This window comes from Streptomyces sp. BJ20, from assembly GCF_022869105.1.
GTDB lineage: Bacteria > Actinomycetota > Actinomycetes > Streptomycetales > Streptomycetaceae > Streptomyces > Streptomyces griseoincarnatus.
In genome coordinates, this window is sequence record NZ_CP094918.1 from 5,094,744 (window position 1) to 5,120,465 (window position 25,722).

The window sequence follows — 25,722 nt, forward strand, 5'->3', positions numbered from 1 at the left end:
TGGGGGACGCTCCGGGACCCGCCCCTCGCAGGACGTGACCGGTGTCGCGACGGCTACTGCGGCGTCATCCGCTCCACCATGTCCGGATGCTCCTCGAGCCAGGCGGCGACGGCCTCCTCCTCGTGCCCCTGGCCGCGGTTCTTGATCTCCGCCTCCAGGGAGCCGAGCTCGTCCTCACTCATGTGGAAGTCCTTGATCCACTCGGTGAGCTGCGGGTACTGCTCGGGGAACTTCTTGCTCGCGATGGTGTGGATGGTGTTGCTCGCGCCCCATGCGCGCTTCGGGTCCGCGAGCTTGGTCAGCTCGTAGTCGTTGTACGCCCAGTGCGGCGACCAGAGCGTTACCGCGACCGGCTTCTTCTTGGCGTAGGAGCGCTTGAGCTCGGCCAGCATCGCCGGCGAGGAGCCGTCGACGACCTTGTACTCCTCGTCCAGGCCGTAGGCGGGCAGCACCTTGTTCTTCAGGATGTCCATCTGGCCGGTGCCGGCCTCGATGCCGACGATCCGCCCGCCGAACAGGTCGGCCTTGCCCTTGAGGTCCGCCAGGGACTTGACGTCCTTGACGTAGGACGGGACGGAGATCTCCAGCGACACCGGTTCGTACCAGGTGCCGAGGTCGGTGAGCTTGTCCTTGTTCGGCTCGTAGAAGTTCTTCTGCGAGTGCGGCAGCCACGCGTCGAAGTTGAGGTCGATGTCCCCGGACGCGAGGCCGGTGTAGACCGGACCGACCTCCATCTGCTTGAGATTCAGCTTGTAGCCGCGCCGCTCCAGGACGTTCTTCCACAGGTAGGTGACGGCGACGTCCTCCTCCCACGGGAACCACGCCACGTCCAGGGCGCGCTTCGCCTCGGCGGGAGTGTCGCCGCCCGAACCCGACTTCACGGGGGCCAGCTTGTCGACGACGTCCGGGTTGCCCTTCAGCCAGGCGCGCACGGCCTCCTGCTGACGGCCCTTGCCGGCCTTGTTGATCTCGGCCTCCAGGCTGGTGAGTTCCTTCTCGCTCATCGAGAAGTCCTTCAGCCACTGCCCGACGACCGGGTTCTCACCGGCGAAGCCCTTGCGGGACACCAGGTGCACCGCGTCGCCCTCACCCCAGGAGCCCTTGGGGTCCTTCAGCTTCTTCAGGTCGTAGTCGCTGTACGCCCAGTGCGGCGACCAGAGCGTGACGACGACCGGTTCCTTCTTGCTGTAGGCGCGCTTGAGTTCGGCCAGCATCGCCGGGGTGGAGCTGTCGACGACCTTGTACTCCTTGTCGAGGCCGTAGTCGGGCAGCACCTTGCTCTTCAGCAGGCCCATCATGCCGGCGCTGGACTCGATGCCGGTGATCTTCCCGCCGAAGGCGGCGGCCTTGCCCTTGAGGTCCTCGAGGGAGTTGACGTCCTTCATGTACGAGGGGACGGTCAGCTCCAGAGTCGTCTCCTCGTACCAGGTGCCGAGGTCCTCGAGCCGGTCGCCGTACGTCTTCCAGTACTCCGCGTGCGTGGTGGGCAGCCAGGCGTCGGTCTGGAAGTCGACGTCGCCCTGCGCCAGCGCGGTGTAGAGCGGCCCGGCGTCCAGCTGCTTGGCCTCGACCTCGAAGCCGCGCTGCTCGAGGATCTCCTTCCACAGGAACGTGGAGGCCACCCCCTCGTCCCAGGGGATGTAGCCGATGCTGATCTTCTTGCCGTCGCCGACGTTCTTGTCGTCCGCGGTGGTGCCGGAGGACCCGCCGGAGCCGCCGAACAGACCCATGCCGCCCGCCGCCAGGGCCAGGACGACGATGCCGACCACGGCGACCTGCGGCCGCGGACGGTAGGACCAGATCTTGAGCCCTTGCGCGGCGCGCGCCTTGGCGGCCGCGCGGCGGCCCAGCGGCGACACCTGGGTGCCCAGGGCGCTGGTCATGCGGTCCAGGTAGATCGCCAGGATGACGATGGCCAGGCCGGACTCGGCGCCGAGGCCGATGTTCAGCTGGCCGATGGCCTCGATGACGGCGCCGCCGAGGCCGCCGGTGCCGACCATGCCGGCGATCGCCGCCATGGACAGGCCGAGCATGATGACCTGGTTGACGCCCGCCATCACCGTGGGCAGCGCCAGAGGGAGCTGGACACGCAGCAGGGTGTTGCGGGGCGTGGTGCCGAACGCCTCGGCCGCCTCGACGAGTTCCTTGTCGACCTGCCGGATGCCCAGCTCGGTCATGCGCACGCCGGGGGCGAGCGCGAAGATCAGGGTGGCGACGATGCCGGGGGCGGAACCGGTCCCGAAGAACAGGATCGCCGGGATGAGGTAGATCATCGCCGGCAGCGTCTGCATGAAGTCCAGGATCGGCCGTACGAAGGCGCTGACCCGGTCGGACCGGGCCGCCCAGATCCCCACCGGCACCGAGATCACCAGGGCGATCACGGTGGCGACGAGCACCAGGGACAGTGTCACCATCGAGTCTTCCCACAACTCCATGGAGTCGAGGAAGGCGAAGCCGACGAAGGTGAGGACACCGGCGAGGGTGCCCCGCAGCCAGAAGGCGATGACCGCGAAGATCCCGCAGAGGATCAGCGGCTCCGGGGCCTGGAGGACGGCGTTGACGCCCTCGTAGGCGCCGGTGAAGACGGCCTTGAAGAAGTCGAACAGCCAGGTCAGGTTGTCGAGCAGCCAGTCGACCGAGGTGTTGACCCAGTCGCCGAGCGGGATCCTAGGCATTGGCCATCACCTTCCCGCCCTGTCCCTTGGGGCTCTCGCAGACGCCGGGGGCCGCCTCCTCGTCGCCGAGGAAGCCGACCAGACGCTGCCGGGGCACGACGCCGACGACGTCGCCGTCGTCCACCACGGCCACCGGGTGCGGCACGCGCGCGCTGATGGCGCACAGGTCGGTGAAGGACGTGTCCGGCAGGGCGGTCTCGCAGGCGCAGTCGGCCTCGTCGCCGCGCACCTCGGTGTCCATCACGGCCTGGGCGGTGAGCACGCGGGAGCGGTCGACGTCCTGGGTGAAGGAGGCCACGTAGTCGTTGGCCGGCCGGATCAGGATGTCCTGGGCGGTGCCGATCTGGACGATACGACCGTCCCGCATGACGGCGATGCGGTCACCGAGGCGCATGGCCTCGTTGAGGTCGTGGGTGATGAAGACGATGGTCTTCTTCAGCTTCTTCTGCAGCTCGATCAGCTGGTCCTGCATGTCGCGGCGGATCAGCGGGTCGAGGGCGCTGAAGGACTCGTCCATCAGCAGCAGGTCGGCGTCGGTGGCGAGCGCGCGGGCGAGGCCGACGCGCTGCTGCATGCCGCCGGACAGCTCGTCGGGCCACGAGTCCTCCCAGCCGGCCAGGCCGCACAGGGCGAGCGCCTCGTCGGCGCGGCGTTCGCGCTCGGCGCGGGGCACGCCCTGCACTTCAAGACCGTAGGCAGCGTTGTCACGGACGCTGCGGTGCGGGAAGAGCGCGAAGTGCTGGAAGACCATGCTGATCTTCCGGGACCTGACGTCCCGCAGCTCGCGGTCGGACAGGGCGGTGAGGTCCTGCCCGTCGAAGCGGACGTGTCCGGCGGTCGGTTCCAGCAGACCGTTCAGCATCCGCAGCAGGGTCGACTTGCCGGAGCCCGAGAGGCCCATGACGACGAAGATCTCGCCCGGCTCCACCGAGAAGGACGCGTCGATGACGGCGGCGGTGACGCCGTCGGACCGCAGCTCCTCGCGGTCCGCCGTGTTGTTGCGCAGTCGTTCGACTGCCTGGTCCGGTCGTCTGCCGAACACCTTGAACAGATGCTCGGCCTCAAGCGTTGATGACACACGTACCTCTCGTCTCGGCGACAGATGCCGGAGCGACGCGGCGGACCGAGGGTCCGCGACAGGTTGAAAGAGCAACCGGCATCGTTCCGCCGCCGCGCCTCCCCGGAATGGGGCGGCGCAAACTTTTCGTGGGCCGCCTCACACATGTGGCACAGAACGCAACACGTCGCACGGAGGGCCACACGGGCGCGCCGCCACGCCGGTGCTGTCGGTGGGGTGGGGCATGATGCGGGACGTGACCGGACTGATGCTTCTCGACACCGCCTCCCTCTACTTCCGCGCCTACTTCGGCGTCCCGGAGTCCGTCAAGGCGCCGGACGGCACACCGGTGAACGCCGTGCGCGGGCTGCTGGACTTCATCGACCGCCTGGTCAAGGACCATCGGCCGGAGCGCCTGGTGGCCTGCATGGACGCAGACTGGCGCCCGCAGTGGCGGGTGGAGCTGATCCCCTCCTACAAGGCGCACCGCGTCGCCGAGGAGCAGGAGACGGGGCCGGACGTGGAGGAGGTGCCGGACACGCTGTCGCCGCAGGTGCCGGTGATCGAGGAGGTGCTCGACGCGCTCGGCATCGCCCGGGTGGGCGTCGCCGGGTACGAGGCGGACGACGTGATCGGCACCTTCACCGCGCGGGCGGACGGCCCGGTCGACATCGTCACCGGCGACCGCGACCTGTACCAGCTGGTGGACGACGCGCGCGGGGTGCGCGTGCTGTACCCGGTGAAGGGCGTCGGCACGCTGCAGGTCACGGACGAGGCGGCGCTGCGCGCGAAGTATGGGGTGGACGGCAAGGGGTACGCGGATCTGGCGCTGCTGCGCGGCGACCCGAGCGACGGCCTGCCGGGCGTGCCCGGCGTCGGGGAGAAGACGGCGGCCAAGCTGCTGGCCGAGTTCACGGACCTGGCCGGGATCCTGGCGGCCGTGGACGACCCGCGGTCGAAGCTCACGCCGACACAGCGCAGGCGTCTGGACGAGGCGCGGCCGTATCTCGCGGTGGCGCCGAAGGTCGTCCGGGTCGCGGACGACGTCCCGGTCCCGGACGTCGACACGGCCCTGCCGCGCGCCCCGCGCGACCCGGCCGCCGTGGAGTCCCTGGCCGTGCGCTGGGGCCTGGGCGGTTCGGTGACCCGCCTGCTGGCGACTCTCGCGGAGCGGTAGGTGCTAACTTAGGCATACCTAACCGTGATTGGGAGGCCCTCATGGCAGAGCGACCGGCACGCGCGCCGCGCACCCCGCACACCGGCGTGGTCGTCCGCACCGAGCGGCTGACCCCGCACATGCAGCGCGTGGTGCTGGGCGGCGAGGGCCTCTCCCGCGTCTCGGCGGACACCTGCACCGACCACTACGTCAAGCTGCTGTTCCCGGCGCCGGGCGCGGTCTACCCGGAGCCCTTCGACCTGGAGCGGATCCGCGCCGAGTTCCCGCGCGAGCAGTGGCCGGTGACCCGCACGTACACGATCCGTCACTGGGACCCCGAACACCGTGAGCTGACCCTCGACTTCGTGATCCACGGCGACGAGGGCCTGGCCGGCCCCTGGGCGATCAACGCCCGCCCCGGCGACGTCGTCCGCTTCCTCGGCCCCGGCGGCGCCTACGCCCCCGACCCGGCCGCCGACTGGCACCTCCTGGCCGGCGACGAGAGCGCGCTGCCCGCGATCGCCCGCGCCCTGGAGTCGCTCCCGCAGGGCGCCCGCGCGGTCGCCCTGCTGGAGATCGCGGGGCCGGAGGAGGAGCAGAAGATCGACTCCGACGTGGAGATCCGCTGGCTGCACCGCGGTGACCGCAGGGTCGGCGAGGCCCTGGTGGAGGCCCTCCGGGCCCTCGACTGGCCCGAGGGCCGCGTCCACGCCTTCGTCCACGGCGAGGCCCACTTCGTGAAGGAACTCCGCCGCCTCCTCCGCGTGGACCGCGCGATCCCCCGCGAGGACCTCTCCATCTCCGGCTACTGGCGCCTGGGCCACAACGAGGACGGCTGGCAGGCCTCCAAGAAGGAATGGAACGCCCGCATCGAGGCGGAACAGGAGAACAGCGCCCCGTAGGGTCGCGGGGAACTGCGCGCCCAGCCCCCACCGGACGAACGAAGCACACGCACGGCACACCCGCTCAGGGGCGCGGGGAACTGCGCGAACAACCGAACACCCCCGTACCCTTGCCCCACGTGAGACGCCGACGCACCCCCACCCCTCCCCCACCCCTGCCGCAACGCGACGGTGTGGACCCGGTCCGGGTGCGTCTGCCGGCGGCCGGCCCGGGCACGACAGTCCGCGAGCACCTGATCTCGCGCCTCTCCGCCCCGCCCACCCAGCTCGACGCCATGTTCACCGCAGGTGAGATCGTCGGCGCCGACGGCCGGCCCGTCCCCCCGGATACCCCGTACGCCCCCGGCCTCACGGTGTGGTTCCACCGCGACATGCCCGAGGAACCCCCCGTCCCCTTCCCCCTGCACGTGGTGCACCGGGACGACCACCTCGTCGTCGCGGACAAACCGCACTTCCTGGCCACCACACCCCGAGGCAGCCACGTCCGCCAGACGGCCCTCGCCCGCCTCCGCCACACACTCGGCCTGCCGCATCTGACGGCCGCGCACCGCCTGGACCGCCTCACCGCGGGACTGGTGCTGTTCACCGTCCGCCCCGAGGAGCGCGGCGCGTACCAGACGCTGTTCCGCGACCGCCGGGTGCACAAGGAGTACGAGGCCGTCGCCCCCTACGACCCGGCCCTCGACCTCCCCCGCACCGTCCGCAGCCGGATCGTCAAGGAGCGCGGGGTGCTGACCGCGAGGGAGGTCGACGGCGAGCCGAACGCGGAGACCCGGGTGGAGCTGCTCGCGCACCGGGAGGACGGCCTGGCCCGGTACCGGCTGGTGCCCGGCACCGGCCAGACCCACCAGCTCCGGGTCCACATGAGCGCCCTGGGGGTGCCGATCCTGGGCGACCCCCTCTACCCCGAGGTGACCGCCCAGGTCCCGGCCGGCGACTTCCGGCGCCCGTTGCAACTGCTGGCGCGTGGACTGGCGTTCACGGACCCGCTGACGGGTACGGAACGCCGGTTCACCAGCGGCCGGGCACTCGAGGCGTGGACCTCGTACGGCACCTGGGCGGCGGATCAGTAGCCGCGCCACCACCGCAGGAACCGCTGCCAGGCGCCCCTGGGCGGCTCGGACCGCGCGAGCGGCGGCGCCACGGGCACGGCGGCCGGGCTCGGCCCGTCGTCCGGGGCCCCGCCGACGCCCGCACCCGCCACAGCCGCGTCCGCACCCCTCGCGGAAGCACCCACAGAAGCGGGCGCAGGGGCAGGCGCCTTCGCCTGCCGGGGAACCCCGCCGATCTGCCAGTCGTACGAGGCCGGCGCCCCCGCGCCGGCCTCGTGGCCCGGCGCCTGCGTGATCTCCTGCTGCGGCCGCGGCGTGAAGTGCACCGGCAGTGACACCAGATGGCGCGAGGCGATCGACTCGGTGAAGGTCAGCTCCTCCTCGGCACAGCTCAGCTCCACGTCCGGCAGCCGCATCAGCAGGGCGTCGACGCCGATCTCGGCGATGACACGGCCGATGTCCTGGCCGGGGCACTCGTGGGTACCGCCGCCGAACGCGAGGTGCGAGCGGTTGCCCTGCATGTCGGCGGTCGGGTCGGGGCGGACCCGCGGGTCGACGTTGGCCGGCGCGGGCGCGAACAGCAGCCCGTCGCCCTTGCGGATGCGCTGCCCGCCCAGCTCGGTGTCCTGCTTGGCGTAGTAGGCGAAGATGGTGCTGAACGGCGGTTCGTCCCAGAGGAGTTGCTCCACCGCCTGGGGCACGGTCATCTGGCCGCCGTTGAGCTGCGACCGGAAGCGCGGGTCGATCAGCACCTGGCGCAGCACGTTGGCGAGCAGGTTCGCCGTGGCCTCGTAGGCGGCGATCAGCACCACCCGCAGGTGCTGGCTGACCTCCTCGTCGGAGAGCCCGGCCGGGTGGCTGACGAGGTGGCCGGTGAAGTCGTCCTGGGGTTCCTTCCGGCGGCGGGCGGTGAGGCGGTTCAGCGCCTCCATCACGTAGGCGTTGCTCGCGATGGCGGTCTCGGTGCCGCGGATCATGTCGCGGGCCGCCTGCACCATGCGGTCGTCGTACTCGTCGGGCATGCCGAGGACGTGGCACATCACGGCCATCGGCAGGTGCTCGGCGTACCCGCTGACCAGATCGGCCTCGCCGGCCTCGCAGAACCGGTTGACGACCCGCTGGACGCTGCGGTTGACGTACCGGCGCAGGCTGCGGAAGTCGGTGGCGGAGACGGCGGTGTCGATGGCGCCGCGCCAGCGCCGGTGCTGCTCCCCCTCGATGTGGGCGCACATCGGCTGCCAGGCGATGTGCGGCATCAGCGGGTGGTCGGGCTTGACCAGGCCGTCGCGGAGCGCGGACCAGATGCGGCTGTCCTTGGTGAACTGAGCCGGACCGCGCACCAGTTGCTGGCTCTCGGCGTGGCCGAGCACCACCCACAGCGGTACGTCGTCGTGGATGAGCACGGGCGCCACCGGGCCGTGCTCCTCGCGCAGCCGCTCGTAGAGCTTCTTGAGGTCGTCCGACTCGTGGAGCCGGGCGAGTCCGCCGGGGCCCAGGCCGTGCGCGGGGCATCCGGGGGGCGGTCCGGGCCGGGCGTCGTCATCGGCCGGGCGGTCCGGCGTCTGGGAGTGGGATTCAGGCGTCACTGTGGTCGCTCCGGAAAGGGGGAAAGTCTCAGAGACCCGGGAAAGGGGAAGGTCCCGCGCGTCATGCGGGCCAGCCCGTCATGTGGGCAAGCACTTCGGGTGGGCAAGCACTTCGGGTGGGCAAGCACTTCGGGTGGGCAAACACTTCGGGTGGGCGAGCCGTCATGTCGACGAACCCGTCATGTGGGCCAGCCCTCATGTGGGCCAGCCCGTCATATGGGCGAGCGCTTCGGGCGTGCGAGCCCTCATGTCGACGAGCCCCTCGTGTGGACGAGCCCTCACGTGGGCGAGCCCGTCAGGAAAGCGAGCCCGTCAGGTCAACGATCCCGTCATCGCGAGCGAGTGCAGGAAGCGCATCAGCGTCATCAGCACGTCGCGGCTGGAGGCGCGGCGCCGCACGTCGCACTCCACGATGGGGATCATCTCGGACAGGTCGAGCGCGGTCCGCAGGTCGGCGATCGGGTAACGGGGAGCGTCCGGGAAGGAGTTGACGGCCACGACGAACGGCACGCCGCGTTCCTCCAGGCGGCCCATGACGTCGAAGCTGACCTCGAGGCGACGAGTGTCGACCAGCACGACCGCGCCGAGCGCGCCTTCGAACAGGCCGTTCCACAGGAACCAGAAGCGTTCCTGGCCCGGCGTGCCGAACAGGTACAGCACCAGCTCGTCGGTGATCTTGATGCGGCCGAAGTCCATGGCGACGGTGGTGGCCGTCTTGGACGCGGAGCCGTAGTTGTCGTCGACCCCGATGCCGGCCTGCGTCATGGTCTCCTCGGTGGTCAGCGGTCTGATCTCGCTGACCGAGCCGACCATGGTGGTCTTGCCGACCCCGAACCCGCCGACGATCACGATCTTCACCGCGGACTGCGCCGTGTGGGGCAGCTGGTCCTCGGCGCGTGGGCCCGGGATGGTGTCAGAGCCGTTGAAGTCCATGCATCACCGCTTCGAGAAGGGAACGGTCCGGGAGCGCCTTGCGGACGATCGAGGAGCGCGCCTGGACCAGTTCCGCCGTCAGCAGTTCGGTGATCAGCACGGTCACCACGCTGAACGGCAGACTGAGATAGGCCGACAGCTCGGCCACGGACAGGGGGGCGACACAGAGCCGGAGCAGCGCCGCCTGCTCGGGGGTGGCGGAGGGCGGGGGGTCGGGGGAACGCGCCACGATCAGCGTGACCAGGTCGATGTCGGCGCGCTTGCCGTCCGGTCCCGCGACGACGTACAGCCGCTCCGGGTTGCCGCCCTCGCCTTCTTTCCGGGCCGGGGCGGCCGGCTGTGCGGGGGTGCCCTGCCCGGGAGTGCGCCTCTGGCGTTGGGGAGGAGTCATACGGTCTGCCCGTTCCGTCGGGGCGGACTGGTCAGATGGGCGCCGATGCGGACGACGAGGTCGCGCATCATGCCGCCCATGCGGCCGGGTTCGCAGGTCATGTCGGAGAGCACCGCGAGGTAGGCGTTGGCGCCGGCCGCCATCAGGTAGAAGTAGCCCTCGTCGATCTCGATGAGCACCATCTTCATCTCGCCGTCGCCGTGCGGGAGTTCCTGGGCGACGGCGGCGGCGAGGCTCTGCACGCCGGCGCAGGCGGCGGCGACCCGGTCGGCCGCGTCCGGCTCTCCGCCGTAGCGGGCGATGCGCAGGCCGTCGGCGGAGAGCACCACGATCATCTCGACGCCGGGTACGCCGTCGGCGAGCTCCTTGAGCATCCAGTCGAAGTTGGCTCGTTGCTGGATCACTTGAGGTCCCCCTCGTCCTCGGCCTCGGTGCGGGCCGGTTCGTTGATGAGATGCAGGTAGGCGGTCGGGTTCCGGGTGAAGTCGGTGGGGTGGACGTCCGGGTCGAGGTCCTTCTTCAGTCCCTCCCAGAAGGCGTCGACCCACAGCCCGGGTTCGCGGTCGTGTCGCTTCTTCTTCTCGGGCGCGGCCGCGGCCCAGATGTCGTGGTACTCCTCGCCGCGCTCCTTGGCCTCGCGCTCGGCGCGCTCGGCGGCGGCCTGCTCGGCGTAGCGCTGGGCGAGCGGGGTCTTGACGCGGCTGCGGCGCTGCGGGAGGCCGCCCGCGGTCCACTCGGTGACCTCGGGGACGTCGTCCTCCAGGACGGCCGTCTCGGGGATGCGGGGGCTGGTGGGGCGTCGCGTCTTGGGGGCGCGCTGAGGGCCGGGGAGGGCGTCGACGGGGCGGGGCACGGCGGTGGCGCCGATGCCGTGGGCGAGGCCGACGCCGGGCTCGTCGGTGATCATCTCGCTGGGGACGACCAGGACGGCGCGGACGCCGCCGTAGGCGGAGGCGCGCAGCGACACCTGCATGTTGAACTGGGTGCACAGGCGGCCGACGACGGCGAGGCCGAGGCGCGGGTTGCCGCCGATCTCCTGGAGGTCGACGCCGCGCTGGGCGCGGTCGAGGATGCCCTCGATGCGGGCGCGGGCCTGCTCGTCGAGGCTGACGCCGGCGTCCTCGATCTCGATGGCGACGCCGGTCTGCACCTCGGTGGCGGTGACGCTGACCTTGCTGGTGGGCGGCGAGTAGCGGGTGGCGTTGTCGAGGAGTTCGGCGGCGGCGTGGATGACCGGCTCGACGTAGATGCCCTTGATGTTGATCTTGGCGATCGACTTCAGGTCGATGCGGCGGTACTCGAGGATGCGGGACATGGCGCCGCGCAGCACGCTGTAGAGGGCGACCGGCTTGGGCCACTGGCGCCCGGGGCGGCCGCCGCCGAGGACGGAGATGGAGTCGGCGAGGCGGCCGATCAGCGCGGTGCCGTGGTCGATGCGCAGGAGGTCGTCGAAGACCTCGGGGTTGCGGCCGTGGTCCTCCTCCATCTCCCTCAGTTCCTTGGCCTGCTGGTGGACGATGGCCTGGACGCGGCGGGCGATGGAGACGAAGGAACGCTGCGAGGAGTCACGCAGGTTCTCCTCGTCGTCGATGATCTTGAGGACCCTGCGCAGCAGCACCTGCTGGTACGTGGGGAGGTCCTGCCAGGACGGGTTGAGCCGCGGCAGGTCGCGCATCACCTCGTCCGGCTCGTTGCCGGCGTGCAGGTGGCCGAGGCAGGCGGGGAAGACCTGCTGGACGAAGTACTCGGTCTCCGTGTCGTGGGCGGCGATCCGCGCCTCCAGATACGCACGGTGACGCTCGTGCTCGGCGCGCGCCTCCCGCAGTACGCGGCCGCGGCGCACCGCCTCGGTCGCGGTGGCGGCCACCAGCAGGGTCGCTACGGCGCCGCACACGCCGACGGCGGTCCGGGCGGGCTCCGTCACCAGGGCGACGGCGGCTCCGGTTGCCGCGGCCATCACTATGGCCGGCAGCAACAGCACGCGTGCGTAAGGAAGGTGGACACTCGCCATGTGAGCCCTCTGAAGCGTATCGACTGACGGTCGGGAACGTGCACATAAGGGAACAGGCGCACGAATTCATCTCAACTCGGTGCGCTGCGGGCGAGCTTAGTCCGACGGGATCATCGCCATGTCATATTCAGCAACTGCCGGAATCGGCCCCCGGGGCAGGAGTACGCTCAGGGCCATTTGCACGGTCCGGCACGATTCGAACACGGTGTGTCACAGCACACAGGTGTACGACGACCACTCACCGTCACGGGTGAACCGGACCCCCTGAACGGCGGCCCACGGCCTTCCGGAGACCTCCCCATCCCTTCCCGCGCACGCGGCGGGTGATGCGACCGCACGAGAGCGCGCGCAGTGCAGAAGCCCGGCGCGCGGGGGGCGCACCGGGCTTCCGGAGAGAGCGTCGAGCGGGGTCAGCCCACGGACGAGTAGGCCACCACCCCACGCAGCAGACCGTCCACGGCCTTGCGGGCGTTCTTCGCGACCGTCGAGCCCTCGGCGACCGGGGCCGCCGCGGAGATCTGCCCCAGCACGTCGATGACCTGCTTGCACCAGCGCACGAAGTCACCGGCCGGCATCTCCGCCTCGCGCAGCACCTCGTCCAGGCCCTTGCCGGAGGCCCACATGTAGGCGGCCCAGGCGAAGCCGAGGTCGGGCTCACGCTGGCCCACGCCCTCGGTCTGGCTGATCCGGAAGTCCTCCTCCAGCGCGTCCAGCCGGCCCCAGATGCGGACCATCTCGCCGAGCGCCGCCTTCGCCCCGCCCGAGGGCAGCTTGGGCGCCATCGCGTCGTCGGCGACCCTCGACTCGTACACCAGCGCCGAGACGCACGCGGCGAGTTCGGCGGGGCCGAGACCCTCCCAGACGCGCTCGCGCAGGCATTCGCTGGCCAGCAGGTCGAGTTCGCCGTAGAGCCGCGCCAGCCGCCTGCCGTGCTCGGTGACCTCGTCGCCGCGCAGGTAGTCCATCTCGGTCAGCAGCGCGACGATCCGGTCGAAGGTGCGGGCGATGGTGTTCGTCCGGCCCTCGATGCGCCGCTCCAGCTGCGAGGTGTCGCGCAGCAGCCGGTGGTAGCGCTCGGCCCAGCGGGCGTGGTCCTCCCGGTCCTGGCAGCCGTGGCACGGGTGGGCCCGCAGCGCCTTGCGCAGCCGAGCGATCTCCCGGTCGTCGGCGGCAGGGGCGCGGTTCTTGCGGTGCCGGTCCGGCACGATGTGACCGGCCTTGGTGCGCAGCGCGGAGGCGAGGTCCCGGCGGGACTGCGGCGAGCGCGGGTTGAAGGTCTTCGGGATCCGCATCCGCTCCAGTGCTTCCACGGGCACCGGGAAGTCGATCGACGCCAGCCGCTTCACCTGCCGCTCGGCGGTCAGCACCAGCGGGCGCGGACCGTCGTGGTACTCCACGCCCCGGTGGCCGTTGGCCCGGCCCGCGGGCAGCCCCGGGTCGAGCACCAGCGCCAGCCCGGCGTACTTGCCGGTGGGCACGTGGATGACGTCACCGGGCTTGAGCTTCTCCAGCGCTACGGCCGCCTCCGCGCGCCGCTGCACCTGACCCTGGCGGGCCAGCTCGTTCTCCCGGTCCTTCAGCTCACGGCGCAGCCGCGCGTACTCCTCGAAGTCGCCCAGGTGGCAGGTCATCGAGGCCTTGTAGCCCTCCAGGCCCTCCTCGTTGCGCTGCACCTGGCGCGAGATGCCGACGACCGACTTGTCCGCCTGGAACTGCGCGAACGACGTCTCCAGCAGCTCCCGCGAGCGGTGCCGCCCGAACTGCTCGACCAGGTTGACCGCCATGTTGTACGACGGCTTGAAGCTGGAGCGCAGCGGATACGTGCGCGTGCCGGCCAGTCCCGCCAGGTGCTCGGGGTTCATCCCGCGCTGCCACAGCACCACGGCGTGGCCCTCGACGTCGATGCCGCGGCGGCCCGCCCGGCCGGTCAGCTGGGTGTACTCGCCGGGGGTGATGTCGGCGTGCTGCTCGCCGTTCCACTTGACCAGCTTCTCCAGCACCACCGAGCGCGCGGGCATGTTGATGCCGAGGGCCAGGGTCTCGGTCGCGAACACGGCCTTCACCAGACCGCGCACGAACAGCTCCTCGACGACCTCCTTGAAGGTCGGCAGCATGCCCGCGTGGTGGGCGGCTATGCCCCGCTCGAGGCCCTCCAGCCACTCGTAGTAGCCGAGGACGTGCAGGTCCTCCGGCGGGATGGAGGCGGTGCGCTCCTCGACCAGGTCGCGGACCCGGATCCGCGCCTCCTCGTCGTTGAGCCGCAGGCCCGCGTACAGGCACTGCTGCACGGCGGCCTCGCAGGCGGCCCGGCTGAAGATGAAGGTGATGGCGGGCAGCAGGCCCTCGGCGTCGAGCCGCTCGATGACCTCCGGCCGGCTCGGCGTCCACACGCGCGAGCGCTGTCTGCGCTCCCGCTCGCGGTCCGCCTCCCGCATGCCGTTGCGGCCCCGGCGGCGGTCGCCCCAGGACGGGCGGCTCGCCTCAAGACGGGCCATACGCGTCAGGTCGGGGTTGACGGCCTTCTTGTGGCCCTCCCCCTCCTCGAACAGGTCGTACATCCGACGGCCGGCCAGCACGTGCTGGAACAGCGGCACGGGCCGGTGCTCGGAGACGATCACCTCGGTGTCGCCGCGGACGGTGTCCAGCCAGTCGCCGAACTCCTCGGCGTTGGACACGGTCGCCGACAGGGAGACCAGCGTCACCGACTCCGGGAGGTGGATGATCACTTCCTCCCAGACGGCGCCCCGGAAGCGGTCGGAGAGGTAGTGCACCTCGTCCATCACCACGTAGCCCAGGCCGAGGAGGGTCTGCGACCCGGCGTACAGCATGTTCCGCAGGACCTCGGTGGTCATCACGACCACGGGCGCCTCGGAGTTGACGCTGTTGTCACCGGTGAGCAGGCCCACCTTCTCGGTGCCGTAGCGGCGGCACAGGTCGGCGTACTTCTGGTTCGACAGCGCCTTGATGGGCGTCGTGTAGAAGCACTTCTTGCCCTCCTGGAGGGCGAGGTGGACGGCGAACTCGCCGACGATCGTCTTGCCGGATCCGGTGGGGGCGGCGACCAGCACGCCCTTCCCGGCCTCCAGGGCCCGGCAGGCCTCCACCTGGAAGGGGTCGAGGCCGAAGTCGTACATCTCGCGGAAGGAGGCGAGCGAGGTGGCCTGCTCGGCAGCGCGCCTGCGTGCTGCCGCGTACCGCTCGGCCGGTGAGAGGTCCTCTGTCATCGTGCTTTCGAGCGTACCGGGCCGCACCGACAACGCGACGATCATTATCCGGATCGGCCACGTGAGGTGCGGCGACGCCCGCTCAGGGGCCGACGACCCGGACCGCCCCCGGCACGCAGGTGGCGGTCAGCGGCAGCGGCCCGACGTACTCGCCGTCCGCGTAGCCGGTGACGTCCTCGGCGGCAAGCTCCACGCTCGCCGCCCGCATCACGGTCACCACGGGGTGGTCGACGTGCGTCCCCTTGTAGACGCGCGGGAACACCCGCAGCAGCGTGGCCCGGCTGCACTCGCCGACCACGGTGACGTCGAACAGCCCGTCGGTGAGATCGGCGCCCGGGCATATCCGCATGCCCCCGCCGTAGGACGGCCCGTTCCCCACGGCCACCAGCGTCGCCTCGACCTCGCGGACGGCGCCGCCGTCCAGGGTGATCCGGTACGGCAGCGGCCGGAAGGCGGCCAGCTCGGCGACCATGGCCACGTCGTACTTGAAGCGGCCCAGGGGGGCGCGCATCCGGTTGCCCCGGTCGTTGACCCGGGAGTCGAAGCCGGAGGCGAGCACGGCCCCGAACCAGCGGTCGCCGATCCGGCCGAGGTCGACGTCGCGGGAGCGCCCGCTCTTGAGGGCGTCGGCGATCATCCGGCCGGACGTGGCGGGTTCACGCAGCGGCATGCCGAGCGCCCGGGCGAAGTCGTTGCCGGTGCCCGCGGCCACCAGACCGAAGGGGGTGCCGGTGCCGACGACGGCCTGCAGGGCGAGGTTGGCCATGCCGTCGCCGCCGACGGCGATCAGGGCGCCGGTGCCCTCCTCGACGGCGCTGCGCGCCCGGGACAGCGCGTCCTCGGGGCCGTCGCCCGTCACGGTGCCGACATGGAAGCCGGCGTCGCGCAGGGCGGCGGCCGCCGTCCGCGCCGCGCGGGCGCCCCGGCCGCCGCCCGCGGTGGGGTTCACGAAGAGGGTGATCTCGCTGGTCACGGGAGCGACCCTACGAGGTGGCGGACCGTCCTCAGGTCACGTCGTCATAACCGTTGACGCGGTCCCGGGAGGTCTGCTCGGGCAGCGCGGTGACCGGTTCGGCCGGTTCGACCGCTTCCGGGGTGTGGTCGAGTTCGGAGGCCTCGTCGTCGGAGGGGCCCTCGGACTCCCTGCGGGCGCGCCGTCTGTCGTTCATCAGCGAGAAGCCCACGGCGAAGAAGTACAGGACGACGATCGGCCCCGACAGGGCGAGCATGCCCACGGGGTCGGTGGTGGGCGTGGCGACCGCGCCGAAGACGAAGACGCCCATGACGACACCGCGCCACCAGCCCGCCATCCGGCGGCCGGACACGATGCCCACCATGTTCAGCATGATCAGCAGCAGCGGCAGCTCGAAGGCCAGGCCGAAGACCAGCACCATGCGGATGGTGAAGTCGAGGACCTCGTCGAGCGACAGGATGTTCGCCGATCCCCCGGGCGTGAGACTGAGCAGCACCTTGATGCTGACCGGGAGGATGACGTACGAGAGGAGGGCGCCGCCGGCGAACAGCGGCACCGCGGCCGCGGTGAAGACGTAGGTGTACTTCTTCTCGTGCCGGTGCAGACCGGGGGCGACGAAGGCCCACAGCTGGTAGAGCCAGACCGGGCTGGAGATGACCAGGCCCGCCATGAGGCTCACCTTGATCGTCGTGGTGAACGGCGACGTCAGGGTGTTGAACGACACGATGGCGCAGTTGCCGCCGTCGCTGTTCGTCAGGTCGTCGCACTTGGGCACCGGCTCGGCCAGGAACTGCATGAGCTGTTCGCTGTAGAACGCGGCGACGACCGACACCACGACGATCGCGAGCACGGCCTTGGCCAGGCGGTTCCGCAGCTCACGCAGGTGTTCCACAAGAGGCATGCGCCCCTCGGGATCCCTCTGCTGTGTGCGGGCAGACTTGAGCAACCCACGTTCCCATCTCGTGCGGCGGGCCGGAGGTCACCGGCCCTGCGTCAGCGCTTGGTCGTGTCCGTCGGCTCGGTGACCGGGCGGGAGCTGGTCACGTCGCCGGGGGCGGCCTGGATGGTGCGCTGCGCCGGGGGCTGCTCGTCGGTCGCCGGCGGGTCGGCCGGAGCGGAGGACTTGTCCTCCTTCATCGCCTTCGCCTCGCTCTTCAGGATGCGGGCGGACTTGCCGAGCGACCGCGCCATGTCGGGGAGCTTCTTCGCACCGAACAGCAGGATGATGACGACGAGGATCAGAATGATCTCGGTAGGTCCGAGCCGTCCCATAAGTCTTTACCTTCTCACCGAGGCGGGTGGGTGGGGGGCTGTCCGACCGGTCGGACATGCGTCCGAAGGACGGTGCAGACAGCGATCGTAACGCCCAGAGGTAAACGTCCGGCAATCCCTGTGCGTACTCCCGTCCGCGGCCCGTGCCTCGTTCTCCGGGCCGCGATCAGCAGCGTACCTGCCGGGCCCCGGCCCATGACAGGGCGGCGACGACGGCCGTCCGGACTGCGGCGACCCGCCGGTGCCGGGCCGCGGGGTTACAGGGCCTCCGCCGAGCGGGCCGTGCTCGTCGCCGCGCGCTCCAGGTCCTCGGCCGCGCGGCCGATGCGCCGGGCTGAGTCCGCGACCTGCCTGCCGAGGCGCTCCGCCTCGACGAAGACCCGGACGGCGAGCACTGCGAGCACCATCAGCCCCAGGAATCCCAGGGCCACGGCGAACATCGGCCAGAACATGGGTCGAGCCTAAACGGTCGAGTGCAGCCGGAGCGTACGCACCCCGCCGCCGGTGAGCAGCTCGACGATCCGCTCCCCCGCGGGTTTGCGGACGGCGGCGCCGCACTCGGGGCAGGTGAAGGAGTAGAACGTGGTGCGGCTGCTGGCGCCGATGGCCAGTCGCAGCGCGCTCGCGGAGAGTTCGAAGCGCTCCCGGCAGTCCGGGCAGCCCGCCCGGAACATCACCGGGGCCACGCTTCTCATCCCGGCGAACGCGGACGCCGCCGTCATGCCCGGTGCCCCTGTGGTCGCCGACTCGCTCAAAGCCCTCGCTCCTGACTGTCGTCCTGCCCGGTCATCCCGCCGCCCCGGCCCCGTCGTACGCCGCCAGCGCCTCACGCGCCGCCCGGCGGGCGCTCTCGGCCAGCTCCTGCGGCTCCACGATGCGTCCGTCGCGGCCGAGCCGCAGCGCCAGCCGCTTCAGCGACGCGGGGTCGGGGGTGCGCAGGGTGATACGGAGACCGCCGTCGGGAAGCTCATCGGCGCTGTCGTGCGGGTAGTACTCGGCGACCCAGCGCCCGCCGGGACCGACCTCGACGACCACCTCGGGGTCCTCGGCCGCGGGCTGCACCAGCCCTTCGGACAGGTCGCGCAGCTCCACCTCGGGCGGCGCGGACGGCTCGTCCAGGATCTTGATCTCGGCGACCCGGTCGAGCCGGAAGGTGCGCCGCGCCTCGGAGCGGCGGCACCACGCCTCGACGTACGTGTGCCCGACGCTGACCAGGCGGATGGGGTCGATCTCCCGCTCGGTGACCTCGTCGCGGGCGGGTGAGTAGTAGCGGATCCACAGCCGGCGGCGCTCGGCGATGGCCCGGTCGACGTCCGCGAAGACGCCGCCCTCGGACTCGAAGGTCACCGAGAGCCGGGAGCTGGCGCCGGCCGTCTCGCCGGCCGCGGTCTCCACCTTGGCGGTGGCCCGCAGCAGCGCCTGACGGTCGCTCTCGCGCAGCCCCGGCAGCGTGGCCACGGCGCGGGCGGCGACGAGCAGCGCGGTCGCCTCGTCGGCGGCCAGGCGCAGCGGCTCGGCCGCGTCGGCGCCGAGGGCGGCCGGGTTGTGCCACCAGATGCGCTCGCCGTCGGTGTCGATGTCCAGCAGGTCGCCGCCGCGGAAGCTGGTGCCGCACATGGGCAGCACGTCGAGGTCGGAGACCAGCTCGTCCTCGGTGATGCCGAAGGCGCGCGCCACGTCCTCGATGCGGGCGCCGGGGCGCTCACGCAGATACGTCACCAGGGACAGCATCCGCCGGGTCTGGTCGATGGCGTTCACGGGCCTGACCGGTTTGCCTGCCACGTTGTCGTCCGCTCCCCCTCAGCCCTTGGCCACGGCACGCAGCCGGTCCACCACGTCGGCCCGCAGTTCCTCGGGCTCGAGCACCACCACGTCGGGTCCGAACTCCACCAGCCAGGCGTCCAGTCCGTGCCCGTACGGGATCTCCAACTCGTCCCAGCCGTCGCCGAGTTCCCGGACCGAGGTGGCCTTCGCCCGGAGCGGGAAGCCTGCGTCGGAGCGCAGCCGGATGCGCGCCGAGCGGTCGGCGGTCTCCCCGGCCCAGCTCGCCACGGTCTCCCGTACGGTGACGACGTCCGGCACCGGCACGCTGAACCGGCCGGCACGCGAGCGCACCTTGCCGGTGATCCGGGAGAGCCGGAAGACCCGCTCGGCGCCGCGGTCGCGGTCCCAGCCGGCCAGGTACCAGTGGCCGCGCCAGCACTCCAGCGCCCACGGCTCGACGTGCCGCTGCTCGGGCTGGGCGGCGTTGGCCTTGCGGTAGTCGAAGACGACCGGGCGGCGGTCGCGGCAGGCGAGCATCAGCGGCTCGAACGCGGCCTCGTGCACCGGGATGCGCGGCTCCAGCGCGCCGTGCGCTCCGTACGGGTCGACGTCCTCGGGGAGTCCGGCCGCCCGCAGCTTCTGCAGGGCGCCGGAGGCCGCGCCGGCCAGCCGGGCCTGCTGCCACACCTTCGCGGCGAGCCCGAGGGCGGCGGCCTCCTCGGCGTCCAGGGTGATCGGCGGCAGCCGGTTGCTGTCACGGCGGGCGAGGTAGCCCGTGTCGCCCTCGAGGTTCTCGACGGTCTCGATGACCAGTCCGAGTTCGCGCAGGTCGTCCTTGTCGCGCTCGAACATGCGGTTGAAGGAGTCGTCGGAGCCCGCCTCGAGGTACGCCTCGATGGACTCACGCAGTTCGCGCTTGGTGAGCGGCCGCCGCGTCCCGAGCAGACACAGCGCCAGATTCATCAGCCGCTCGGCCTTGGCAATGGCCATCGACGCGCTTCGCCTCCCTATGGTGCCTACGACCGATGACCGTACCGCCCCGGGGTGGCGTGGTAAAAGCCGAGGGCCCGTGCCCGGACAGGCATGGGCCCTCGGCGATCGACTCCGGTCGGATCAGACGCCGAGCAGGTCGACCACGAAGATCAGGGTCTCACCGGGCTGGATCGCCGGGGTGGGGCTCTGGTTGCCGTAGGCGAGGTGGGCCGGGATGGTCAGCTGGCGGCGGCCGCCGACCTTCATGCCCTGCACGCCCTGGTCCCAGCCCTTGATGACCCGGCCCGCGCCCAGCGGGAAGCGGAAGGGGGTGCCGCGGTTCCAGCTGGCGTCGAACTCCTCGCCGGTGCTGAAGGCGACGCCCACGTAGTGGACGGTGACGGTGTGGCCCGCCTTCGCCACCTCGCCGTCGCCCTCCCAGATGTCCTTGATCTCGAGGTCCGCCGGGGGCTCGCCGCCCGGGAAGTCGATCTCGGGCTTGTCGATGCTCACGTCTTCATGCTCCTGCTTGTCTGCGGAAAGGCGAACACGCACAGTCTTGCATCCCGGCGGGGTCAGAGCTTCGCGAGGATGTCCACGGAGAAGACCAGCGTGGAGTCCTTCTTGATCTCGCTGCCCTGCGGCGGGTTGTCGCCGTACCCCAGCTCCGGCGGGATGACGATGAGGACGCGGCTGCCGACCTTCTTGCCGGTCAGGCCCTGCGCCCAGCCCTTGACTACCTGCTGGAGCGAGAAGGACGTCAGCTGGCCGCGGCCGTAGGTGGAGTCGAACTCCTTGCCTCCGTCCCACAGCACGCCCTTGTACTGCACCAGGACGCTGTCCTCGGCGCCGACCTTCTCGCCGTCGCCCTCGATGACGTAGTTCGCCACGAGCTTCTTCGGCGCGTCGGAGTCCGGCACCTCGATGGAGGGGGCCTTGCCGTCGGTGTTGGTGCCGACCTTGGGCAGGTCGATGTTGTCCTGGGCGACGTCGGTGCCCTTGGCGGAGCTCTTGGCGTTGAACGTGTCCTGCACGTCGACCACGAACACCAGCGTGTCGGTGCCCTTGATGCCCGCCTGCGCGTTGCCCTGCTCGCCGTAGCCCCAGGTGGGCGGGATCGCCATCTGGACGCGGCTGCCGGCCTTCTTCCCCACGAGCCCGTAGCGCCAGCCGTCGATGATCGCGCCCTGGGCGAGCTGGATGGCCAGGGGCTCCTTGCGGTCGTAGGAGTTGTCGAACACCTTGGCGGTGCTCCAGACCTGGCCCAGGTAGTGGGCGACGACGAAGTCGTTCTCCGCGATCGTGCGCCCACCGCCCGCGATGACCGTCTTCACCGCGAGGTCCTTGGAGGGCTCGCCACTGCCCTTCGCGACGGTCGGCTTCTCCCCGAACCTGGTCCCGGCCGTGATCGCCGGCAGCGGGCCCTCGACGATCTTCGGCGACGGCGCCGCCGACGCCTCGGACTCGGAGGGCGCGGCCGTTTCGCTGGCCTTGCCGGAGTCGGACTTGTCGTCGCCGCACGCGGCGAGGGCGGCCAGTCCAGCGGGAACGGCAATGAGAAGTGAGCGTCGGCGCACGGTGGGGGCCTCGTAATCATCGATCTTGTGGATGGCGTCCGCGCAACTCTACGGCGTGAGAAGGGCGCCGCACGGTGTAACGTACGGCGCCCGTGTGACGTTCCGGGTGTTTCATCAACTCCCGGGGACAGGTCCTCTCACATGCCGGCGATCAGCTTCTCCACCCGCTCGTCCACCGAACGGAACGGGTCCTTGCACAACACGGTGCGCTGGGCCTGGTCGTTGAGCTTGAGGTGCACCCAGTCGACCGTGAAGTCACGGCGCTGCTCCTGGGCACGCCGGATGAAGTCGCCGCGCAGCCGGGCCCGAGTGGTCTGCGGCGGCACGGACTTGCCCTCGAAGATCTTCAGGTCGTCGCAGATCCGGGCGGCTTGTCCCTTCTTCTCGAGCAGGTAGTACAGGCCACGACGGCGGTGGATGTCGTGGTAGGCGAGGTCTATCTGCGCGACCCGCGGGTGCGACATGGTCATGTTGTGCTTGGCGCGGTAGCGCTCCAGCAGCTTGTACTTCATGACCCAGTCGATCTCCGTGCCGATGCGGTCGAGGTCCTCGGACTCGATCGCGTCCAGCGTCCGGCCCCACAGCTCCAGCACCTGGTCGACGGTGCCGGTGCGGATCCCGCGGCGCTCGCAGAAGTCCACCGCCTTCTCGTAGTACTCGCGCTGCACCTCCAGCGCGGACGCCTCCCGGCCGCTGGCCAGGCGCACCTTGCGGCGGCCCGTGATGTCGTGGCTGACCTCGCGGATCGCCCGGATCGGGTTCTCCAGGGTGAGGTCGCGCATGACGGTGCCCGCCTCGATCATGCGCAGCACCAGGTCGGTGGCGCCGACCTTGAGGAGCATGGTCGTCTCGGACATGTTCGAGTCGCCGACGATGACGTGCAGCCGGCGGTAGCGCTCGGCGTCGGCGTGCGGCTCGTCCCGTGTGTTGATGATCGGCCGGGAGCGGGTCGTCGCCGAGGAGACGCCCTCCCAGATGTGCTCGGCGCGCTGGCTGACGCAGTAGACGGCGCCGCGCGGCGTCTGCAGCACCTTGCCGGCCCCGCACAGCAGCTGCCTCGTCACCAGGAACGGGATGAGGATGTCCGCGAGCCGGGAGAACTCCCCGTGCCGGGCCACGAGGTAGTTCTCGTGGCAGCCGTAGGAGTTGCCCGCCGAGTCGGTGTTGTTCTTGAAGAGGTAGACGTCGCCCGCGATTCCCTCCTCGTGCAGGCGTCGTTCGGCGTCCACCAGGAGTCCTTCGAGAATGCGCTCGCCGGCCTTGTCGTGGGTGACCAGTTCGGTCACGTTGTCACATTCCGGCGTTGCGTATTCCGGATGTGACCCCACGTCGAGATAGAGGCGGGCGCCGTTCCGCAGAAAGACATTGCTGCTTCGGCCCCATGACACGACACGGCGGAAGAGGTACCGCGCCACCTCGTCAGGCGACAGGCGGCGCTGTCCCCTGAACGTGCACGTGACGCCGTACTCGTTCTCCAGCCCGAAAATGCGGCGGTCCATGAGGGAACATTACGCCCGATCCTTCGAGCTGAAACGGGGTTCGACGGCACGGTTCGGATCATTTTCCGAACCGGCCGCGACAACCGCCGTCCTGCCCGGAACCGCCAATACCCTTCCGGTGGCGGTCAAAACCAGTAGCGACACGCCGCCCGCCGCACCTGGTACGGCGAATCCCCAGAGCGCCCCGCCGGCCTCGACAACGGGCCCGGTCACACCGGTGCCGAGCGACGCGCCGACCGTGAAGGTGGTCACCAGCCAGGAGAACGCCTCGGTGACCGTCCCGCGCGGCGCGTGCCGGTCCACCAGCACGAACGCGCACGCGATCGCCGGGGCCAGGAACACCCCCGCGAGCACCATGAGCAGCGTCATCGCCACCGGGCCCGGCATCAGCGTCAGCGGCAGGTAGAACACCGCGAGCAGCGCCACGATCGCCTGGAGCCGCCGCGCGGGTTCCCCGGCCCACTGCCGCGCCCCGTACGCGATGCCGCCGACCAGCGCGCCCAGCCCGATCCCGGCCATCATCCAGCCGTACACGACGTCGCCGCCGTGGTCGTCGGAGTACGTCACCGCGGCCACTGTGATGGACCCCAGCGCCATGCCGACGGCCAGGAAGGCCCCGAGCAGCGCGATGAGCCCGGGTGAGCGCAGCGCCCCCAGCCAGTGCGCCTCACGCGGCGCGGACCGCCAGGCCCGCGAGGGCGCCGAGACGACGACGGACAGGGCGCCCAGCACCCCGACGACGTTCAGCACGAGCAGCGCCGCCTGGGCCGACCACAGGGAGACGCACACCGTCACGAGCAGCGGCCCGACGGCGAACATCACCTCCTGGGCCACGGCGTCGAGGGCGTACGCCCGGTGCACGTGCTCCTCCTTCGGGAGCACCGAGGACCACAACGCCCGCAGCCCGCCCTCCAACGGCGGAGTGAACAGCCCCGCCAGGGCGACGGCGGCATACGCGACGACCAGCGACCCCGTCCCCGTGAAGGCGAACACGGCCATCGCCAGCGCCGACAGCAGCGCGGCAGGCAGCTGCACACGGGGCTGCCCCTTCAGATCGACGAGCCGCCCCAGCACCGGCTGCCCCACGGCGTTGGACACGCCGTACACCGCGGCGAGCACACCGGCGAGGCTGTACGACCCGCCCTCCGCCCGCACGAACAGCACGATCGCGATCGGCGCGGTCGCGTTGGGCAGCCGTCCCACCAGCGTGCCCACCAGCAGCCGGGTGGCGTGCCGCGCCCGGAGGATGTCCAGGTAACCCGTCGCCATACCGGCCCTCTCACTGAAGTGTTACGTATAACTAACCTCCCCATACGTACCATGACCGCTGTTCAGCAGTCCAGATGAAGGAGCGCCGGTGCCCAGAGCCAGGACCCGCCCGACGAGCCGGGACGTCGCCCGGGAAGCAGGCGTCTCCCAGGCCGCGGTGTCCCTGGTGCTGGGCGACAAGTGGCGGGGCCGGGTCTCGGAGACCACGGCGGAACGCGTCCGCGAGGCCGCGCGCACGCTGGGCTACCGCCCCAACCTCGCGGCCCGCAACTTGCGGCTGGGCCGCACGCGTACGGTTCTGCTGGTCGTGCCGGCCCTGACCACGGAGTTCTTCGCGGGCGTCTACACGGGCGCGGCCCGTGTCGCCTCCCGCCACGGCTTCGGCGTGGTGCTCTACCCCTCCCCCGAGGGCATCGGCCCGGCCCGCGACCCGTTCGCGTCCGCCCAGGCCGCGCTGGACGGCGTCATCGCGTCCTCGATGGCGGCGGAGGCGCTCACCGCCATCCGGGGCGACCAGCTTCCCCTCGTCATGCTGGACAGCGACCCCACCGCCCCCGGGACCACGGTGAACCTGGACATCGCGGACGGGGTCCGGCAAGTGGCGGAGCACCTTCTCGGGCTGGGCCACCGCCACTTCCTGCATCTCGGCGCGGACGTACCGTCCTGGACCTTCGAGGTCCGGGCACGGGAGCTGGAGGCGCGGCTCCGCCGCGTGCCGGGCTCGTCCCTGCGCACGGCGCGCTCGCCGATCTCCATCAAGGGGGCGGAGGCCGCCGCGGAGGACGCGCTGACCTCGGGGGACCGGGTGACGGCGGTCGTCTGCGACGACGACCAGCTGGCGGCCGGCGTCTACAAGGCCGCACGCCGTCTGGGACTGCGCGTTCCCGCGGATCTCTCCGTCACCGGAATGGACGATCTGGCGCTCGCCACGGCGATCGACCCGGAACTGACCACTGTCCGCCTGGACGCGGAACTCTTCGGCGAGCGTGGCATGCAGGCGCTGCTCGCCGTCCTGAACGGCGAACAGCCCTCCGGGACGGACATCCCGGTCCACCTGGAGGTCCGGGGTTCGACGACCCGGGTCCCGTGAGCAGGGGGCGTGGGTGCGGGCCGGTCGGGTGTCGGCGCACCCGGCGCCCACCCAGCGGAACGACCGCCCGCAGTGCGCGGGGAGCGAGCACCGGCGTGGGTGCGATCCGGGAGTGTTCGCGCACCTGGCGCCGACAAGGCGCCGCCGCGCCCACCCTCCCCCACTCTCGACTGCGCTCGAGCGGGAGGTACCCCCATCGCCCTGGGGGCACCTCCCAGGCCCTTGAGGCACTGGCGGAGGCACGACTGCCCGCAGTTGGCGACACTCGCGAACGCCACCGCGCGCCCGGGGGCGGCGAATGGCGGCATCCGCCACCGGT

General features: G+C 71.1%; 23 protein-coding genes. 4 read left to right on the forward strand and 19 right to left on the reverse strand.

Features of this window, described 5'->3' with window-relative positions; all coding sequences use genetic code 11:
• Nucleotides 1–53 precede the first annotated feature (53 nt).
• Nucleotides 54–2,675 carry an ABC transporter permease/substrate binding protein gene (locus tag MTR79_RS23025; RefSeq protein ID WP_244791893.1) on the reverse strand — a complete coding sequence of 874 codons (2,622 nt, stop codon included), beginning with the start codon at nt 2,673–2,675 and terminating at the stop codon, nt 54–56.
• Entirely contained in the window at nt 2,668–3,753 is a 1,086-nt protein-coding gene (locus tag MTR79_RS23030) for a glycine betaine/L-proline ABC transporter ATP-binding protein (RefSeq protein WP_244791894.1), read from the reverse strand. The genes MTR79_RS23025 and MTR79_RS23030 overlap by 8 nt, the downstream gene beginning before the upstream one ends.
• Before the next feature lie 226 nt (nt 3,754–3,979).
• Between MTR79_RS23030 and MTR79_RS23035 the strand changes: the two genes are divergently transcribed.
• From MTR79_RS23035 to MTR79_RS23045, 3 genes are all read left to right on the forward strand, one after another.
• A complete protein-coding gene (locus MTR79_RS23035) occupies nt 3,980–4,909 on the forward strand; it encodes a 5'-3' exonuclease (protein ID WP_233229845.1) in 930 nt (309 codons plus the stop codon).
• Between the two features lie 41 nt (nt 4,910–4,950).
• Nucleotides 4,951–5,790 (forward strand): siderophore-interacting protein, encoded by an 840-nt coding sequence (locus MTR79_RS23040; protein WP_086700532.1) that lies wholly within the window; start codon nt 4,951–4,953, stop codon nt 5,788–5,790.
• Nucleotides 5,791–5,909: 119 nt separating this feature from the next.
• A complete protein-coding gene (locus tag MTR79_RS23045; protein ID WP_244791895.1) occupies nt 5,910–6,863 on the forward strand; it encodes an RluA family pseudouridine synthase in 954 nt (317 codons plus the stop codon).
• Here the strand turns inward: MTR79_RS23045 and MTR79_RS23050 are convergent.
• From MTR79_RS23050 to MTR79_RS23130, 17 genes are all read right to left on the reverse strand, one after another.
• Nucleotides 6,857–8,428 carry a cytochrome P450 gene (locus tag MTR79_RS23050; RefSeq protein WP_244791896.1) on the reverse strand — a complete coding sequence of 524 codons (1,572 nt, stop codon included), beginning with the start codon at nt 8,426–8,428 and terminating at the stop codon, nt 6,857–6,859. The genes MTR79_RS23045 and MTR79_RS23050 overlap by 7 nt on opposite strands.
• A 312-nt stretch (nt 8,429–8,740) precedes the next feature.
• Nucleotides 8,741–9,361, reverse strand: coding sequence for an ATP/GTP-binding protein (locus tag MTR79_RS23055; protein ID WP_189366474.1), 621 nt, complete (start codon nt 9,359–9,361; stop codon nt 8,741–8,743).
• Nucleotides 9,342–9,752 carry a DUF742 domain-containing protein gene (locus MTR79_RS23060; RefSeq protein ID WP_048460015.1) on the reverse strand — a complete coding sequence of 137 codons (411 nt, stop codon included), beginning with the start codon at nt 9,750–9,752 and terminating at the stop codon, nt 9,342–9,344. The genes MTR79_RS23055 and MTR79_RS23060 overlap by 20 nt, the downstream gene beginning before the upstream one ends.
• Nucleotides 9,749–10,156: a roadblock/LC7 domain-containing protein gene (locus MTR79_RS23065; RefSeq protein WP_006132309.1), complete on the reverse strand. Its 408-nt coding sequence runs from the start codon at nt 10,154–10,156 to the stop codon at nt 9,749–9,751. Before MTR79_RS23065 ends, MTR79_RS23060 begins: the two co-directional genes overlap by 4 nt.
• Nucleotides 10,153–11,763 (reverse strand): ATP-binding protein, encoded by a 1,611-nt coding sequence (locus tag MTR79_RS23070; protein ID WP_189366475.1) that lies wholly within the window; start codon nt 11,761–11,763, stop codon nt 10,153–10,155. Before MTR79_RS23070 ends, MTR79_RS23065 begins: the two co-directional genes overlap by 4 nt.
• Before the next feature lie 410 nt (nt 11,764–12,173).
• Entirely contained in the window at nt 12,174–15,032 is a 2,859-nt protein-coding gene (locus tag MTR79_RS23075; protein ID WP_189366476.1) for a DEAD/DEAH box helicase, read from the reverse strand.
• A 37-nt stretch (nt 15,033–15,069) separates the two neighbouring features.
• Nucleotides 15,070–15,960: a diacylglycerol kinase gene (locus MTR79_RS23080; protein WP_189366477.1), complete on the reverse strand. Its 891-nt coding sequence runs from the start codon at nt 15,958–15,960 to the stop codon at nt 15,070–15,072.
• Nucleotides 15,961–15,991: 31 nt separating this feature from the next.
• Nucleotides 15,992–16,861 (reverse strand): twin-arginine translocase subunit TatC, encoded by an 870-nt coding sequence (gene tatC, locus MTR79_RS23085; RefSeq protein ID WP_244791897.1) that lies wholly within the window; start codon nt 16,859–16,861, stop codon nt 15,992–15,994.
• A gap of 92 nt (nt 16,862–16,953) precedes the next feature.
• The gene (gene tatA, locus MTR79_RS23090; protein ID WP_048460020.1) at nt 16,954–17,232 is read right to left on the reverse strand and encodes a Sec-independent protein translocase subunit TatA; all 279 of its coding nucleotides are present in this window, start codon (nt 17,230–17,232) and stop codon (nt 16,954–16,956) included.
• Nucleotides 17,233–17,489: 257 nt separating this feature from the next.
• Entirely contained in the window at nt 17,490–17,684 is a 195-nt protein-coding gene (locus MTR79_RS23095; RefSeq protein WP_048460021.1) for a hypothetical protein, read from the reverse strand.
• A gap of 9 nt (nt 17,685–17,693) precedes the next feature.
• Complete coding sequence (locus MTR79_RS23100) at nt 17,694–17,954, reverse strand: hypothetical protein (protein ID WP_086704626.1); 261 nt, start codon at nt 17,952–17,954, stop codon at nt 17,694–17,696.
• Between the two features lie 64 nt (nt 17,955–18,018).
• Nucleotides 18,019–19,014: a WYL domain-containing protein gene (locus MTR79_RS23105; protein WP_086704625.1), complete on the reverse strand. Its 996-nt coding sequence runs from the start codon at nt 19,012–19,014 to the stop codon at nt 18,019–18,021.
• An 18-nt stretch (nt 19,015–19,032) separates the two neighbouring features.
• Nucleotides 19,033–19,986, reverse strand: coding sequence for a WYL domain-containing protein (locus MTR79_RS23110; RefSeq protein ID WP_086704624.1), 954 nt, complete (start codon nt 19,984–19,986; stop codon nt 19,033–19,035).
• A 123-nt stretch (nt 19,987–20,109) separates the two neighbouring features.
• Nucleotides 20,110–20,481, reverse strand: a complete 372-nt coding sequence (locus tag MTR79_RS23115; RefSeq protein WP_019521618.1) for an FKBP-type peptidyl-prolyl cis-trans isomerase — start codon at nt 20,479–20,481, stop codon at nt 20,110–20,112.
• 62 nt (nt 20,482–20,543) lie between these two features.
• Nucleotides 20,544–21,545 carry an FKBP-type peptidyl-prolyl cis-trans isomerase gene (locus tag MTR79_RS23120; protein WP_189366478.1) on the reverse strand — a complete coding sequence of 334 codons (1,002 nt, stop codon included), beginning with the start codon at nt 21,543–21,545 and terminating at the stop codon, nt 20,544–20,546.
• A 137-nt stretch (nt 21,546–21,682) separates the two neighbouring features.
• The gene (gene pafA, locus MTR79_RS23125) at nt 21,683–23,044 is read right to left on the reverse strand and encodes a Pup--protein ligase (protein ID WP_048460026.1); all 1,362 of its coding nucleotides are present in this window, start codon (nt 23,042–23,044) and stop codon (nt 21,683–21,685) included.
• Between the two features lie 9 nt (nt 23,045–23,053).
• Nucleotides 23,054–24,313: an MFS transporter gene (locus tag MTR79_RS23130; protein WP_244791898.1), complete on the reverse strand. Its 1,260-nt coding sequence runs from the start codon at nt 24,311–24,313 to the stop codon at nt 23,054–23,056.
• A gap of 88 nt (nt 24,314–24,401) precedes the next feature.
• On the opposite strand from MTR79_RS23130, the gene MTR79_RS23135 reads away from it, so the two are divergent.
• The gene (locus MTR79_RS23135) at nt 24,402–25,403 is read left to right on the forward strand and encodes a LacI family DNA-binding transcriptional regulator (RefSeq protein ID WP_244791899.1); all 1,002 of its coding nucleotides are present in this window, start codon (nt 24,402–24,404) and stop codon (nt 25,401–25,403) included.
• Nucleotides 25,404–25,722 lie beyond the last annotated feature (319 nt).